The 15,613-nt window shown below is 40.7% G+C and carries 14 protein-coding genes; 3 read left to right on the forward strand and 11 right to left on the reverse strand.

The genetic code is table 11. The features are described 5' to 3' along the window. Nucleotides 1–264: 264 nt before the first annotated feature. Both E4661_RS09815 and E4661_RS09820 read right to left on the reverse strand, forming a co-directional pair. Nucleotides 265–978 carry a 2OG-Fe(II) oxygenase gene (locus E4661_RS09815; protein WP_136466802.1) on the reverse strand — a complete coding sequence of 238 codons (714 nt, stop codon included), beginning with the start codon at nt 976–978 and terminating at the stop codon, nt 265–267. Continuing rightward, nucleotides 979–1,818: a methylated-DNA--[protein]-cysteine S-methyltransferase gene (locus E4661_RS09820; protein WP_136466804.1), complete on the reverse strand. Its 840-nt coding sequence runs from the start codon at nt 1,816–1,818 to the stop codon at nt 979–981. A gap of 223 nt (nt 1,819–2,041) precedes the next feature. Here E4661_RS09820 and E4661_RS09825 point away from each other — a divergent pair, with 223 nt between their 5' ends. Beyond that, complete coding sequence (locus E4661_RS09825) at nt 2,042–2,449, forward strand: PH domain-containing protein (RefSeq protein ID WP_136466806.1); 408 nt, start codon at nt 2,042–2,044, stop codon at nt 2,447–2,449. 54 nt (nt 2,450–2,503) lie between these two features. On the opposite strand, the gene E4661_RS09830 is transcribed toward E4661_RS09825, so the two are convergent. From E4661_RS09830 to E4661_RS09845, 4 genes are all read right to left on the reverse strand, one after another. After that, nucleotides 2,504–3,949, reverse strand: coding sequence for a hypothetical protein (locus E4661_RS09830; RefSeq protein WP_136466808.1), 1,446 nt, complete (start codon nt 3,947–3,949; stop codon nt 2,504–2,506). A gap of 43 nt (nt 3,950–3,992) precedes the next feature. Then, entirely contained in the window at nt 3,993–4,988 is a 996-nt protein-coding gene (locus E4661_RS09835) for a cyclase family protein (RefSeq protein WP_136466810.1), read from the reverse strand. 123 nt (nt 4,989–5,111) lie between these two features. Beyond that, the gene (locus E4661_RS09840) at nt 5,112–6,233 is read right to left on the reverse strand and encodes a hypothetical protein (protein ID WP_136466812.1); all 1,122 of its coding nucleotides are present in this window, start codon (nt 6,231–6,233) and stop codon (nt 5,112–5,114) included. Between the two features lie 171 nt (nt 6,234–6,404). Beyond that, nucleotides 6,405–6,629 (reverse strand): hypothetical protein, encoded by a 225-nt coding sequence (locus E4661_RS09845; RefSeq protein WP_136466815.1) that lies wholly within the window; start codon nt 6,627–6,629, stop codon nt 6,405–6,407. A gap of 271 nt (nt 6,630–6,900) precedes the next feature. Here E4661_RS09845 and E4661_RS09850 point away from each other — a divergent pair, with 271 nt between their 5' ends. Both E4661_RS09850 and E4661_RS09855 read left to right on the forward strand, forming a co-directional pair. Next, on the forward strand, nt 6,901–7,233 hold the full coding sequence (locus E4661_RS09850; RefSeq protein ID WP_136466817.1) for a single-stranded DNA-binding protein: 333 nt from the start codon (nt 6,901–6,903) through the stop codon (nt 7,231–7,233). A 145-nt stretch (nt 7,234–7,378) separates the two neighbouring features. Further along, nucleotides 7,379–7,792, forward strand: coding sequence for a hypothetical protein (locus E4661_RS09855; RefSeq protein WP_136466819.1), 414 nt, complete (start codon nt 7,379–7,381; stop codon nt 7,790–7,792). Between the two features lie 241 nt (nt 7,793–8,033). Here the strand turns inward: E4661_RS09855 and E4661_RS09860 are convergent, their stop codons facing one another. The 5 genes from E4661_RS09860 to E4661_RS09880 form a co-directional block, all read right to left on the reverse strand. Then, nucleotides 8,034–8,555, reverse strand: coding sequence for a ferritin (locus E4661_RS09860; protein WP_136466821.1), 522 nt, complete (start codon nt 8,553–8,555; stop codon nt 8,034–8,036). A 67-nt stretch (nt 8,556–8,622) separates the two neighbouring features. After that, entirely contained in the window at nt 8,623–9,462 is an 840-nt protein-coding gene (locus E4661_RS09865; RefSeq protein ID WP_136466823.1) for a phosphatase PAP2 family protein, read from the reverse strand. Nucleotides 9,463–9,510: 48 nt separating this feature from the next. Next, nucleotides 9,511–11,634, reverse strand: coding sequence for a Tex family protein (locus tag E4661_RS09870; protein ID WP_136466825.1), 2,124 nt, complete (start codon nt 11,632–11,634; stop codon nt 9,511–9,513). A gap of 26 nt (nt 11,635–11,660) precedes the next feature. Then, nucleotides 11,661–13,736, reverse strand: a complete 2,076-nt coding sequence (gene metG, locus E4661_RS09875; protein ID WP_136466828.1) for a methionine--tRNA ligase — start codon at nt 13,734–13,736, stop codon at nt 11,661–11,663. A gap of 154 nt (nt 13,737–13,890) precedes the next feature. Further along, on the reverse strand, nt 13,891–15,609 hold the full coding sequence (locus E4661_RS09880; RefSeq protein ID WP_136466831.1) for a DUF1501 domain-containing protein: 1,719 nt from the start codon (nt 15,607–15,609) through the stop codon (nt 13,891–13,893). Nucleotides 15,610–15,613: the final 4 nt, after the last annotated feature.

The raw sequence follows: 15,613 nt of genomic DNA on the forward strand, positions 1-15,613 counted from the left end.
TACCTTTTTTAACATTCTTTAAAATCTTATCTTTACCATAGATTCTGCTTAAAAAAGCAGAATCGGTACGTTCTTTTGAAAAATCTGAAGTGTTGGCCTAAAACTGTATTGGCTATTAAGTCGTTGGACTTCTTCATGCGTTTTCCAGATTTGCAGCGTAATGACCCATATATTTTTAAGTTCTTATTACCTGCCCATCGTATTTTTTGATGCTTCAATGCCCAGAAAAGTTCGGAAGGTGTCAACTCCTGATGTGAAACCATATTATGTTGAAGCATCGTGAAAAATGATGCCCAAGGTGTAGCGTTCACCTGAATGTACTTTACTTACCCCGTGCTTCATGGCTACTCTATAATGACCTTTTTTACCTTTAACGGGTCTAAAATTGGTAGTAAACAATAACATTGAACCTTTTTTTGGACGGAGCACGATGGCTTGGGATTGGGCCCTCGGGATTTGTTGTGTTAGAACAAATTCACCTCCAGTGTAATCGATATCTCTATCATTCAAAAAGAGTACTGCCTGCATCGGAAAATAGACCTCGCCGTACAAATCCTGATGTAAAGTGTTGAACCCTCCTTCCTTGTACTGTAATATGAGAGGTGTTGCCAACAGCTGTCCGTTATCGGCACAAGTTGTGCGAAGTTCGGCTAATTTGAATGGAAATGAGATTCCAATTTTCAAATCATTCATCCATTGATTGGCAACGGACACCAATTTTGGATAAGTATATTCCCTAATCCGTTCGATTACATCTGGCAAAGGATATTTGAAGTATTTGTACCTTCCTTTCCCAAATCGAAACCGTTCCATATCGACTTCCTTTCGATACATTGGGCTATTTTCAAACGCTTCGATGAGTTCAATACAATGTTGATTGTCCAACACATTTTCAATAACGGAATACCCTTGTTCATATAATTCCTGTTGAACACTTTCCCAGGAGATTCCCTCCAAGTTTCTTTCCAGACTTTTCATTTATTGAACTTGAGCGGCTTCCCATCCGATAATTGCAGTTTTGCGCACACCGTCCCAGCGATAACCTCCGAATCCTCCAGAGGATTGAATTACTCTATGGCATGGGATCAAATACGCAATGGGGTTGCTGCCGATAGCTGTTCCAACAGCTCTTGAAGCTTTTGGTTTGTCGACCATTTTGGCAATTTTTCCATACGTGGAGAGGTTCCCTTTTGGTATTTTGAGCAGCGACTCCCAAACTTTTAGTTGAAAATCAGTTCCTTTTAGATGAAGTTTGATGTCAGAGACCTGACTCCAGTCCTTACCAAAAACCAAAAGCGCATTGGCCTGCATTTGATCTACTCTTTGATGATACCTAGCCTTTGGAAATTGACTTTTTAGCTCATAAAGCCCTTTTTCCTCATCTTCAGTAAACGAGATATGACATACCCCTTTGGGGGTTGAAGCGATAACTACAAGTCCAAATGGACTGTGTGCATAACTATAGTTGATATTCAGGTTTTCGCCATCATTTTTGAATTCTCCCGGGGTCATTCCTTCTATTGAAATGAATAAATCGTGCAATCGACTTGTTCCTGACAGTCCGGTATCCATAGCTGCATCAAAAAGCGTGGTATTATCCGCACTTAAAATTTTTTTTGCGTGTTGAACACTGGTGTACTGCAAAAACTTTTTGGGACTAATACCTGCCCACTCCTTGAACATCCGCTGAAAATGAAAGGGACTTAGATGTACTTTCTCCGCAATTTCATCCAAAGAGGGTTGCTCTCTAAAATTGGTGTTGATGTGAGCAATGGCTTTGGCAATTCGATTGTAGTTGATGTTTTCCTGACGCTCCATGATATTTGTTTTACAGTTCAAAAATAGGATGGACCTTTGGTAATGAAAACCCGATTCTTGCGGTTTTAAAAGAGCCAGTATAAGTTATAAAATCAAACTGAGCATCACGTAATGGATTTCATTTAGAAATAAGGTTTCCATGTTTTTTGATGTAACGCTGATTTAAATTTGGATACCAATCTTATAGAATATCTTTATAAAAACTAAATCAGCACATTTATATATGAAAAAATACCCATCAAAAATCAGTTATGGCCTGTTGTTATTTGTTTTAGCTGTTTTGATAGGTAGCACTATTCCAATCATCTCAGCAGAAAACTGGCTGGGATTGTCCATAAACCTTGCTGTATTATTGTTCTCGTTATATTTTTTTTTCTCGATTTACTATGTGATTGATGGAAATACCTTGATAATTAGAGTAGGGATTTGGATGAACAAACGGATTGATATATCGACTATTCGATCCATAACTGAAAGCAACAGTTTGATTGGTGCTCCAGCAGCTTCTTTGGACCGTCTTAAGATAAAATACAACAAATATGGCAGTGTTTTAATCTCTCCAAAGGACAGGGCTGGGTTTATAAAGCACCTTACCCAGACTAATCCGCAAATTGTGGTGAAATATAAATGAAAGACTAAGGCTAAAATCTAAGCGCTCATCTTTTTTGATCAACAACTAACCCTTTTACGAAAAATAGTCAAACAGCGAAAGTACACCCAAATAGGTAAGCACGGTACCGGCCAAAATCACCCCCATTTTTAGCCATTTTCCCATACGCAAGGCTTTGGGTAAGTGTACCCTGTCAATAATGAGCATAGCAAAACACCATAATCCGCAGGTCAGTGCACCTCCGACCACGGCACCTAAAACCATCCTATCCACAATATTGCCACTCAAAAACTGGGGAAGCCAAATCAATAAAAGAGCAAAGCCAATACAATAAGCATTGGTTGCTTTGCGCCAAAAGGTTGTTTTGCTCCCTTCAACCAGTTTAGAACTTATTGCTCTAATTACCTCAAGTACACTATGTCGATAGATTTCAAAAGCACCGTACAAGGTCCCGATAAAGGCAAAAAATACACCGCCACGGTATATCCATGTCAGATAAGGATGCACTAATGAAAGAAAGCCCTCTTGTTTGTTCAACAAATCATTTCCAGATGGAATTTCATGGGCTGGATTCAATACAGAAGCTCCCATAATAACGAACAAGAGTGTGACCAAGGTTACAAAAAAGAAGGAAGAAGTCGTGTCCATCATAGGTGCCCTAAGCCATTTTCTGGCATTTTTCAATTGACTCGAATCTTTGGATATAGCGTCCTCAAGTTGCTGTTTGGTGGCTTCTTTTCTACCGGCAAGCCCCCATCTCTTATCCCGAATAAGACCAACATAGCCTAAATAGTCATAGGTGCCCCCGCCAACCGCGGTCAAGTAAAGTGCCATTTCTGCCCATTTGCTCCTACTAGCTATGGTATCTCCATATTTTTCTGCTACCCAAGGTTCAAATTCAGGAACTTGACCTGGAATCAATCCTTTTAAGATGCCCATAAGATCGGGTTGAAGTAGAATAGCCGAAATCAAAAGGCAAGTAATCAATGTGGCTAATACCGCAATTGATATTTTTTCCAATAGTTTTAATCCTGTTGAGATGCTCAGTATAAAACAAGACCCTAAAATAACGGTTGCTGCGATGTTTCCAAAAAACTCGAACTGCTCCCAAGACCCAATTGCACCCGATGTTTCCTCAATGCCCAAAAGCCGCAATGAGTAGTAACCAATGGTTTCTGAAATTCCAGAAAACAAAATCGGCATGGTAAATATGGTAGGAATGGCGACAAATAATATAGGGAACCACCATTTTAACAATCGTGTTTTGTTCCATGCGGTGATAGGATGTACACCTGTTAACGTAATATATCGGGTTGAGGAATATACCTGTAAACCCTTGAAGATTCCAGCAGCAAGAAAAGCCCACATCAAGGAAGTTCCAAAAATAGCACCGCTACGTGATGCCCATACCAGTTCGCCACTTCCAATGGTGACCGAAGCTATAATTGCTCCAGGACCAATAAATTTAATGAGGTTCTTAAAATTAAGTTTGTTTAATGTCTTCGGAGGGCTCGGATACATGTTGGGTACGAGTTTTTCTTATTTATTTTGATTGGGATAATAATTATTTGATAGCGATTGGTCTACCTGGTGATCCCGTGGCACCTTTAAATGGAGTAGGGGTGAATATGAAAAGAAAGGTGTAGGTGTTGTCAGCGATCAATGGCGCAAAATCAAGATTTTCCAAATTGAAAATACCGTTCTGGTTGACCAATAGTTGGTGAACCGGAGCTGCAGCGCCTTCTATTGGACTGGGTTCCACTTCGGTTCCATATTGGTCAGAACCGACCATTGCAGCGTTTTTTGAAACAATCCATTTAGCCGCTTCCACTCCTATTCCGGGTGGATTGCTGTTATATTTTTCAGGTTGTGTCCACCATTTGCTCCATCCATAATTGAAAAAGATAGCGTCACCATTTTGAAAAAAATCTTCGGGAATGCCCTGTTTTTTAAGGGCACCTTTTATATCTGATAAAGTGACCTCGTAACTATTGGGTAGTGCATCGACACCTTTATAAGCGGCAATATCAATCAAAATACCTCGGGTTACCATGGGTTTAATGTTTTCGACCCCAAGTTTTTTAAGTCCGTAGGGACTATACATTTCATCACCGGTAAAACCATTGTAGTATACATCTTTTTCAGTTCCATCTTCAAACGTGACCCGGGTGCCAATGTGCCCGGGGCCATCAAATTGTGTCCCAACTTGACCTATTTCCGTAACCAAAAATTCTTCATTATAAATTAACCCATTTGAACCTATAGGTCCACCAGATGGAGTGGCCGGACTTCGCATTTCATAGATTCTTTTCCCGTACATGGGCATGGATTCTTCGTAAACATGACCCAATTCATAAATTTTCCCGGTTTGCACCAACTTTATGGCATCGAGGACCTTTTCTTGGGTGATCCAGTTAGACCCACCGGCCATATCACCAGCCCCCCATATGGGGTGAGGCCACCAAGGCCCTTTGTCTTTAGTTTGTGCACTGGTTGGAACAGAAGTAAGAAGCACGGTAAAAAAAAGGCATAGCAGGGTGACAATCTTTTGGTTTTTCATGGGATTGGTTTACGCACTAAATGGCTTTGTTGGTTATCCCATAAAGATAATAGTTTTTGAAGATGAATATTTTCCCTGTGTTCAGTCTGCTGATTGAATTTATTCCTTGTTGGGAATAAGGGCTTATTTCATTTTTGCTATGGTAAGATTTCTTTCCTGCCAATAAGAGTCATCCTTAAAGCCAAAAGCTGAAGGATTGTAATCTCCAATGGCTTCTACGTTAGCTTTTTCCGGCACTTCAAGATTCAAAAGATAAAAGACACCATTAACGATCATTCTTCGAGTTCCTGCCTCGATAAGATCTACCGCAGCCCCAATTGTGGATGTTAAGGACCGCCCTTCTTGTCCTCCGGGAATTTGATAGCTTTTGGTCCAGACAATTGGCATCATAGGATTGTTTTGGTCAATCAATCTCCCATTTTTTTCAATTTTTTTAGGAAGGATGGTGTCAGAGCGTCGCATTCCTAATCTTGAATCGTTTTTATCATATTCACCCAATCTATCAATGGTTTGGCCCATAACAATTGCTTTCGACGATTCGGGAAGCGGTAATCTTATTTCATAAACATCTGATGGCCCCCAGATTAAATCTTCTTCAATACCATTCCATAATGGATGTTTTTCCATATTTGATGCTCTCAATCCTCGTGTGCTCTGATGTCCATGATTTCCATGATGGTCTACCCAGTTTTCACCAAGTACTAATCTTCCAAATCCTCCTTGCCATAATCCTTCATCGTCATTGTAATTTCCATAGTGACCGAATGATGATAAGGAATCCTTTTCTGTAAAATGAAAGGCATGGGTTGCCGTTCTTATTCCCATGACGGGCTTTCCTTTTTTTAGGTAATCATTTATAAATTTCATTTGATGATCTGGAAGCGCTCTAAAACGAGTGAAAATGACCATTAAATCCGCGTCGACCAAGTTTTCCAATCCGGGAATGTTGGTTTTGTAGTTCGGATTGATTATTCCCGGTTTATCTGGATTTTGGGCAAAAAGTACTTTGCAGTTGAACCCATGGTGTTGGTTCAAGATTTTGGCCATTTGGGGCATAGCTTCCTCTGATCGATACTCCTCATCTCCGGTAATAAAAACTATAAGAGGCTTGTTGGGCTTACCATCTAGTGATAACAGCTCAACATCTTTATTCTTTGTCTCAACGGATTCTTTTTTTGTATTAGTAGATTCGAGGCAGTTGAGAAACAATAAAGCTAAAGGGAATAATAGGACAATATTTTTCATTTGTTGACTAGATACGAAATTGATTATGGGTTACTTCCCGTAGCAGAGATTGCTCTTGTCCCTAAAGGTAATTAATTGCTTATTCTTACTGTAGGTTTTCAGTTGTATTTCACATTTTGTGTATTTAGTGGGCACCTACACACAATATGGGCAGGTTCACATGGTTTCCATTTATTCCATGGTAAAAACTATTGCTATGACGGCAGTGACGATTCCCGCCCCCGGCCTGTATCTGTTCCCTACGTTTTCAGCCGCTAAAAATGCCGAGACTTCCCCAGAAATACCAACTATGATGTATATGAGGACAGACCACCATCCACGCCACCCTAGATTGGCCGTCAGGATTATACCCCCAATAGCCATTAAAACAGCAATGGCCATTCCAATTCGTTCCATATGTTGATTTGATTGTTCTTGATAAATTTAGGAAATCGTGTCAAATATCCTATTCAGATAGAGCTTAGAGTGCAATAAACCTCCCGAACCGGAAAAAGAATCTAGGGGTTGATATGGTTTATTTTGCTCAGTTTTTGCAATCATTTACATTCGTTTACAAACGAAAACAAATGTTTTAAAACCGATTGACATTTTTCAATCTAGCTAAGTTTGCCTTGTCGAATGATGAGCGTTCGATAGTATTAACTGTTTAACACGTAAAATTAAAATCATGAATTCACTTAGAAACAGAGTACAGTTGATTGGAAACTTAGGGAATGATCCAGAAATGGTAGTTATGGAAAACGGTAACAAATTGGCAAAGTTTTCCATAGCCACAAATGAAACCTACAAAAATGGACAGGGAGAAAAGGTAACGGATACCCAATGGCATAATGTTGTGGCTTGGGGGAAAGTCGCCGAAATTGCGGAAAATTACCTTATGAAAGGAAAAGAGGTTGCCATTGAAGGCAAACTGGTATCACGATCTTATGAAAATAAGGACGGCGAAAAACGATATATCACTGAAATCAAATGTAATGAGTTATTGCTATTGGGTAAATAATAGCAATTGCAACTTAACGAGAAAGGAGGTCAATTGACCTCCTTTCTTTTTGATTTTCAATGTTTAACACTAAATTAAAGAAACGAGATGCAACCCTTTGTGAAATTGAATGTCTTATATATGAAGCCAAGTCGAGATGAAATCGATGCATTTACATATCATGATTATTGCCAGCTTTTGTTGTGCCGGGGCACTTGCCCAAGATAATGTACATGCAAAGTTTGGACTGCGATTTTATGAGAAGCTCGCACAACGCGATGCGAGTTATGAGCATACTTTTCAAATGGCGAACCATCAAGATGAGCAGGATTATTGGAACGATCAACAGAATTTTGAGCGTCACTTGGGGACTGCAGACTTCACGTCATATCTTATTTACATGAAAGGTAAAAAGGAAGCTTATTTTTCCCACCTTAGAAGTTGTGATACCACTTGCGGCCATAGCGACCTGTACTTTAAGAAAGCGGGGGAGTACCTTTCTTCTGCGGATTTTGACAAATTATTGGAACCTGAAACGGAAGAAGTAGTACAGAATATTCCAAGAAAAAAAGGGAATTAAAAAAGAAAACCGCTCTAGGGCGGTTTCTTAGGCAACTTTCTTTAATAGGTCAAAACAAGGGCAGCGTTTGCACCGCTTATTTTCACTCTTTTTATATTTCTTACAACATTTTGTCTTACAGTTAGCAGGGCAAAGTTCCCTTAGCTGCGACTTGTTGATTTTCTTTTTTTTTCCCATTGCTATAAGCAAACGGGCCAAAAATACTATTTTAAATTAATCTAAATAAAATATTTAACAACATTTATTCCCCAGCCGTATCAGAAGCAGCACTTTCAACCGTCAATTGCTGTATGTCACGATCAAATAAATACAATCCACCCTTATCATTCCCGATAAGATTGATTTTATCCAAAACAGTACGGGCCAAAGCTTCTTCTTCCAATTGTTCGGCCACATACCATTGTAAAAAGTTATGGGTCGCATAATCTTTCTCTTCCAAGGTAACATGAACCAACTCATTAATGCTTTGCGATACAAATATCTCGTGGTCGTATAGTTCTTGGAACATCTCTTGTAATGTGCCGAACTCGGTTTTAGGAGCTTTTAGTGCTGATACATGGGCGTGTCCACCTCTTTCATTCACGTACTTCACCAATTTAAGCATGTGCATGCGCTCTTCATCCGAATGTCCATACATAAACCCTGCAACACCTTCAAGACCTTTTACTTCGGCCCAACAGGCCATGGATAAATATACTTGGGAAGACTCGGCTTCTATTCGAATTTGCTCATTGAGCGCTTTTTCAAGTTTTTTGGATAGCATGTTCTAGATTTTAGAAATATAAAATTACAAAATGGAGTTAACTCTTCTGACCGGTTGTTTTGGAATATTAAAAACGAACGGCCACACCCATAGTTCCCGGGCCAAAATTGAGGTTCCAACTTAGTTTTTTCTGGGTATTGTTGTACTTCTCGTCGTATTTGGCATCCAGATAGCGATCTATGGATTCCACGATGAAAATACTGAGCACAGTACTAAAAGCTACATCGGATACCCAATGGAACCTGTCCGTAACCCTAGCAAAAGCAGGAATAAGCCCCACCGTATATATCCCAGCCTTGACCCACGGATTTTTAAATTGTTTGGCAATAGCATAGGCGTTGGTAAAGGCCAACATAGCGTGCCCAGAAGGGAAAGAATCGTAATTGAATACCCTGTTGAGATGGAAAGGGTCAAACTCGTTAGATGATTGACCACTTTTGGGGCGGGCCCTGCCGATAATCCGTTTACTGACTTGTTGTAAAAACCCTCCGGCGGTTGCGGAAGCAATCAAAAGTACCCCAGTTCGTCTTAATTTTTCGTTTTTGGTAAAAAGACCCGCGAGGTACACTCCTCCAGTAAGCATGTAGTTGTTTTCGGGGCTGCCGTACTCGTTTCCGTAGTCGACTAGAAAGTCAGGTACATCGTCTCTAAACCCTCCGACCCAATGGTCTAACTCGTCATCCACAGTGAAAAGTACTGCGGTTCCTGCAGCCATATACCCAAAGTTGGCCCAGTCGTTCCCTTGCCAATGAAACGGGCGACTATAAGCGTGCCCAATTCCACCAAAAACATTGCCTATGTCGTAGGTGAAGTTGTTCCAGAGATTGTCGTTTTTTTGAATATTGACTTGTTGGGCATTTGATGCGACTGAAAAAAAGAACAGCACTAAAAGGGTAGATGATTTCATAGAAATGATTGGTCGTAAACGAAACAATTTAATAAAATTCTGGGCAAACTATTTGTGTAAGGCCAGTTGTATACGTTTTCTTGGAATATCCACATCCAAAACTTTGACGATAACCTGTTGGTGAAGACTTACATGTTCGTTTACATCTTTCACAAACGAATCGGACAGGTTGGAAATATGAATTAGTCCACTTTCTTTGATTCCAATGTCCACAAAGCACCCAAAATTGGTTATGTTATTGACGATACCGGGTAATAGTTGCCCTTGTTGAAGATCAGTGATTTGTTTGATGTTTTGGTTAAAGGTAAAAGCTTTGGCCTTTTCCCTTCTGTCCAAACCTGGTTTTTCCAGCTCTTCTAAAATATCCTTCAAAGTAGGTAACCCGATGGTGGTGGTACAATATTTCTGAAGATTAATGTTCTGTAGTACTGTCTGATTTCTGATGATATCGGATAAGGGCATTGTCTTGTCTTTCGCCATTTTTTCTACAATGGAGTAGCTTTCAGGGTGCACCGCTGAATCATCCAAAGGGTTTGTACCATCCTTGATGCGCAAAAAACCCGCGCCTTGCTCAAAAGCTTTTCCTCCTAAACGAGGCACTTTTTTGATTTGTTGACGATTAGTAAAAGCACCATTTTCATTCCGATACGCAACAATGTTCTCTGCTAATTTTGGCCCAATACCTGACACATAGCTAAGCAAGGGTATGCTGGCAGTATTTATATTGACGCCAACAGAATTTACACAACTTTCCACAACTAGGTCAAGCGAGGTTTTAAGTTTGGTTTGGTCTACATCGTGCTGGTACTGGCCCACACCAATGGATTTTGGGTCTATTTTCACCAATTCCGCCAAAGGGTCCGCCAAACGGCGGCCTATGGAGACAGCGCCTCTAACGGTAACATCGTAATTGGGAAATTCAACCCGCGCAATTTTGGAAGCGGAATATATGGAAGCACCGGCCTCACTGACCACAAAGACTTCTAACGAGGTTTTAAATGGGATTTGCTTGATCAATTGCTCCGTCTCCCGAGAGGCAGTTCCGTTTCCAATGGCGATGGCCTCAATTTTATAAGCATCGACCAGAGAGCTTATTTTTTTAATGGCCCCTGTACGATCATTTTTTGGAGCATGGGGGTAAATAGTTTCGTTGTGTCGCAAGTCGCCCTGAGCATCCAAGCAAACCACTTTGCAACCCGTTCTAAAGCCTGGGTCAATTGCCAGAATGCGTTTTTCACCCAAAGGTGCTCCCAACAACAGCTGTTTTAGATTTTTGGAGAAAACTTGAATAGCATCTGTATCTGCTTTTTCTTTGGCATTCTTTAGGAGTTCATTGGATAACGACGGGAATAAGAGTCGTTTGTACCCATCAGCAATGGCCAACTCAATTTGCGCTGTACATGCATTATTGGATTTAATGATGCGCCTTTCGATATTGTCCAAAGCCCTTTCTTCATCAATTTCAATTTTGACTCGAATGAAACCTTCCTTTTCAGCTCTCAAAATAGCCAAAAATCGATGTGAAGGACAACGGTTCAACGACTCGCTCCAATCAAAATAGTCCCTGAATTTTTGTGCTTTCTCATCTTCTTTTTTGGTTTTGATGACTTTGGTCGTTAAAATAGCATGACGCCCCAGTTGATTTCTAAGCTGGTTTCGAATATCGGTACGCTCATTGATCCATTCGGCGATGATATGTCGAGCGCCTTCCAGGGCATCGTCCTCATTTTGAACTTGATCGTTGAGGTATTTGGAAGCTATAAATTCAATCTCGTCGCTTCTTTGCGACATGATGATTTTTGCAAGCGGTTCCAATCCATTTTTACGCGCAGTTTCCGCTTTGGTTTTTTTGCTCTTTTTAAAAGGAAGATATAGATCTTCCAAACTGGCTATGTCCGCACAGCTTTGAAATCTTGATTGTAGTTCAGGAGTCAGAAGTCCCTGCTCTTCAACTGCCTTGAGAATGGCAATTTTTCTTTTTTGAATGGCTTCAAACTCACCTTTAAACTTTACAATGGCACCGACTTCGACCTCGTCTAAATTTCCAGTTCGCTCCTTTCTGTATCGGGCAATAAAAGGAATGGTGCAATCCTCATTCAATAGGGCAATGGTGTTTGCAACGCTTTTCTCAGAAAGCTGGGTATGCTTAAGGATATAGGGAATGAGCTGCATGGAACTTCTTTTTGATATGGGAAAGATTAACTAATGCTTTCTCCATTCCCAACCCTATCCTCATCAGGATTAACAAAAACCAACTTACCTTCTTGGTTTTCGGTCATTAAGATCATGCCCTCACTTTCCACTCCTCGAAGTTTTCTGGGAGCAAGGTTGACTAAAACAGTAACCTTCTTACCTACAATGTCTTCAGGTTTAAAGCTTTCGGCAATTCCAGATACTATGGTTCGGGTATCTAGACCAGTATCGACTTTCAGTACCAATAATTTATTGGCTTTTGGCATTTTTTCAGCCTCCAGAATAGTTCCGACACGGATATCCAATTTGGTGAAATCATCAAAGGTGATGGTTTCTTTTTGTGTGGCAACTTCCTTCTCCATTTGTTCGTTTGTTTTTTTTGTGGCTTCCAGTTTGGCCAATTGGGCCTCAATTTCTTTGTCCTCTACTTTGCGAAAGAGGAGTTCACTCTTATTGATTTGGTGCTCTGATGCAAGTAAGACGTTTTGTGTACTTAGGCTATTCCAATTTACATCTTCTTCATTCGAATCAAGATTTAGTATGTTCTTGAGCTTGTCGGAAGTGAAGGGTAAAAGCGGCTCACTAAGAACGGCAAGACCTGTTGCAATTTGAAGGGCCACGTACATTACGGTTTTTACACGTTCTTCATCTGTTTTGATGAGTTTCCAGGGCTCTTCATCGGCCAGGTATTTATTGCCCAGTCTTGCTAGGTTCATCAACTCTTGACTGGCTTCCCTAAAACGGTATCGCTCCAACGAATTATCAAGAATTTTAGGAAAACCCTTTAGGGTTTCCAAAGTCTGTTTGTCAACCTCTGAGAACTCTGAAGGAGTTGGCACAACACCATCGTAATACTTATGGGTTAATACGGCAACACGGTTCACAAAGTTTCCAAAGATGGCGACCAACTCATTGTTGTTTCTGGCCTGGAAATCTTTCCATGTAAAATCGTTATCCTTGGTTTCAGGGGCATTGGCCGTTAATGCGTAACGCAGTACATCTTGCATATCTGGGAATTCCTCCAAATACTCATGTAGCCATACGGCCCAGTTTTTAGAGGTGGAGAGTTTGTTTCCTTCCAGATTTAAGAATTCGTTGGCAGGTACATTTTCGGGGAGTACAAAGTCACCATGTGCTTTTAGCATGCTTGGAAAAATGATGCAATGGAAAACAATATTGTCTTTCCCAATAAAATGAAGCAATTTGGTATTCTTGTCTTTCCAATAAGGTTCCCAATCCTTGCCTTCTCGTTCGGCCCATTCCTTGGTAGACGAAATGTATCCGATTGGCGCATCGAACCAAACATAAAGCACTTTTCCTTCGGCGTCTGCTACCGGAACGGGGATTCCCCAATCCAAATCACGTGTTACCGCACGTGGTTTTAGGCCATCGTCAATCCAAGACTTACACTGTCCATATACATTGGGCTTCCAATCATTTTTATGTCCTTCTAAAATCCATTCCTTTAGGAATGATTCATATCTATCCAAAGGTAAAAACCAGTGTTTGGTCCTTTTTAGTGTAGGAATTCCCCCAGTAATGGTGGATTTTGGATTGATGAGGTCGGTAGCATTCAATGATGAACCACAGTTTTCGCATTGATCACCGTAAGCTTCTTCGTTGCCACATCGTGGGCAAGTACCTGTAACAAAGCGGTCAGCCAAAAACTGCTTGGCCTCTTCGTCATATAGTTGTTCAGTGACCTCTTCTATAAAATCTCCTTGGTCATATAACTTTTTGAAAAAGTCGGACGCTGTTTTATGATGTACTCCCGCAGAAGTCCTGGAATAATTATCAAAGGAAATTCCAAAATCCGTAAAGGATTTTTTGATGATTCCGTGATACTTATCAATAATTTCCTTCGGACTGACCCCTTCTTTTTTTGCCTTCATCGGAATAGCCACACCGTGTTCATCACTACCGCAAATAAAAGCTACATCGTTGCCTTTTAAACGCAAGTACCTGGAATAGATATCGGCAGGAACATACACACCTGCCAAATGACCAATATGTATGGGACCGTTGGTATATGGAAGAGCAGCGGTTATAGTGTATCGAGTTGGGGTCGTATTCTGAGACATTTCCTATTTTGGATTAAGCCCCAAAAATACTGATTTTAAGAAAAGCCGAACGGGTGTTTTACAAAAAAGGAAACCTCCGAATCACGCATTCCAAAATTGGGGTGGGGACATGCACAATCGGAGGATTCTGGAATTTGTACTTTGATAATGAAAACTACATGATCATAACAGATTTACTCATTCTTTCTTCACCTACAGAAATTCGGTAGATATATTTACCAGTTGCCAGACTGTCGCGCATCCTTTCACGGATGTTTATTTCAACTGACCCCTCAAGCACCATCTCATTGAAAACGGTACCTACATTTTGACCAAGAATGTTGTAAAGCTGAATGTCAACATGAGCAGCAACGGGCATTTCCAAATGAATATGTGGAAGACGTTCTGATTCTGGCGGATAATAAGGTCTATGGACAATTGTAGCCAGAGCATCTGGATCTGGATCCATACCATCTGGACTCGGAGGAGTATCCGGAAGTGTTGGTGGATCACTGTCCATGGCAATATCATCAAAAACTTCACCGCTACAGTTGAAACCTAAGTCGATTGCTTGATACGGATGACCTAATAAATGTTGTTCCACTTTTGCCCTAGGTACACATAGCCATTCTGCGAGTACGGTTCCATATAGATTTCGGAAATCCATAGTATATTCCAAGTTACCTCTACTATTGGGACTGTCCAGCGACGGGTGATCCCCTACAAAGGCACTTCCGTTCAACCCAGACCCGAAGAAAAGGGTTGGAGCAGCTTTACCATGATCTGTTCCGTTTGAGCCATTTTCAAAAATTCGACGTCCGAATTCTGAGAAGGTCATGCTCAATACCTTGTCATCTTGTTCCGTAAAAGCAATATCCTCATAGAAGTTGTTAATGGCAATGGAAAGATTGGTCATTAAACGCTCATGGGCAAGGGGTTGATTACCGTGGGTATCAAAACCTCCCATGGAAATCATATATACCTTGGTGCCCAAGTTACCTTTGATCAACCTTGCCAAAAGAGCCAATTGTCTTGCAAAGCCGTTGTCTTGATATTCAACTTGGTTTTGCCCTCTTTCGTATGCTTCGTGAATTTTACCGGCATATTCGTATGTGGTATTGGCTACCCCTCTTAGGAATTTAAGCTGATCGCCATACATACAGTTATCGAATGGGGCATTTTCGATATCGTAGAAGAATCCAGTCTGCGCAATTTCTTCCAACTGATCTATGTTGTTGGTCACAAATGCGTAATTAGTCTCCTCTCCCTGGAAAACCAAATTAGATAGGTTTCCGATTTGGATAGCCGCTGGTGCTTCGGGTGGATTAATTAAATAGTCTGGGTAACAATCTTCAAAATGTCTGCCCATCCAACCTGTATTTAATCCAGTGAAACCTGTGGTAGTGAGATCAGTGTTGGCAAAAATGTCGGACCCTGTAAAATGGGATAGACTTTGCCCTTCATAACCTACTCCGTGAACAGCTTTAAACTGTCCTTCACCCCAAAGGGGCTCCAAAGAATTCATATAAGTAGGTACACCGAAATCATCGGTAAGTTTTAGGACCTTACTTTCTGGGATGTAAATGTTAGGTCGCGCATTAGCATAAGTATCATATTGTTGTATGGGAATAACAGTACTCAATCCATCATTTCCTCCAGACAATCTTATTAAGATTAAAATATGATCGGTCTCAGCATCTGCAATTGCAGATGTTAAAGGTGATGGGGCCGAGGCAGAAACTAAACTGCTTCCCAAGAACATAGATCCAGAACCGGCTATACCCAATGCTTGGATAAAGGACCGTCTGCTCCATGCTTTATGTTCTAAATCGTGACCTTCGTGTTCAAGGCCTTTGTGTGGTGTTGTATCGTGGGTATGGTGAGTATCGCACATGATG

The sequence above is a fragment of the Flagellimonas onchidii genome (genome assembly GCF_004804315.1).
In the GTDB taxonomy this organism is placed as follows: domain Bacteria; phylum Bacteroidota; class Bacteroidia; order Flavobacteriales; family Flavobacteriaceae; genus Flagellimonas; species Flagellimonas onchidii.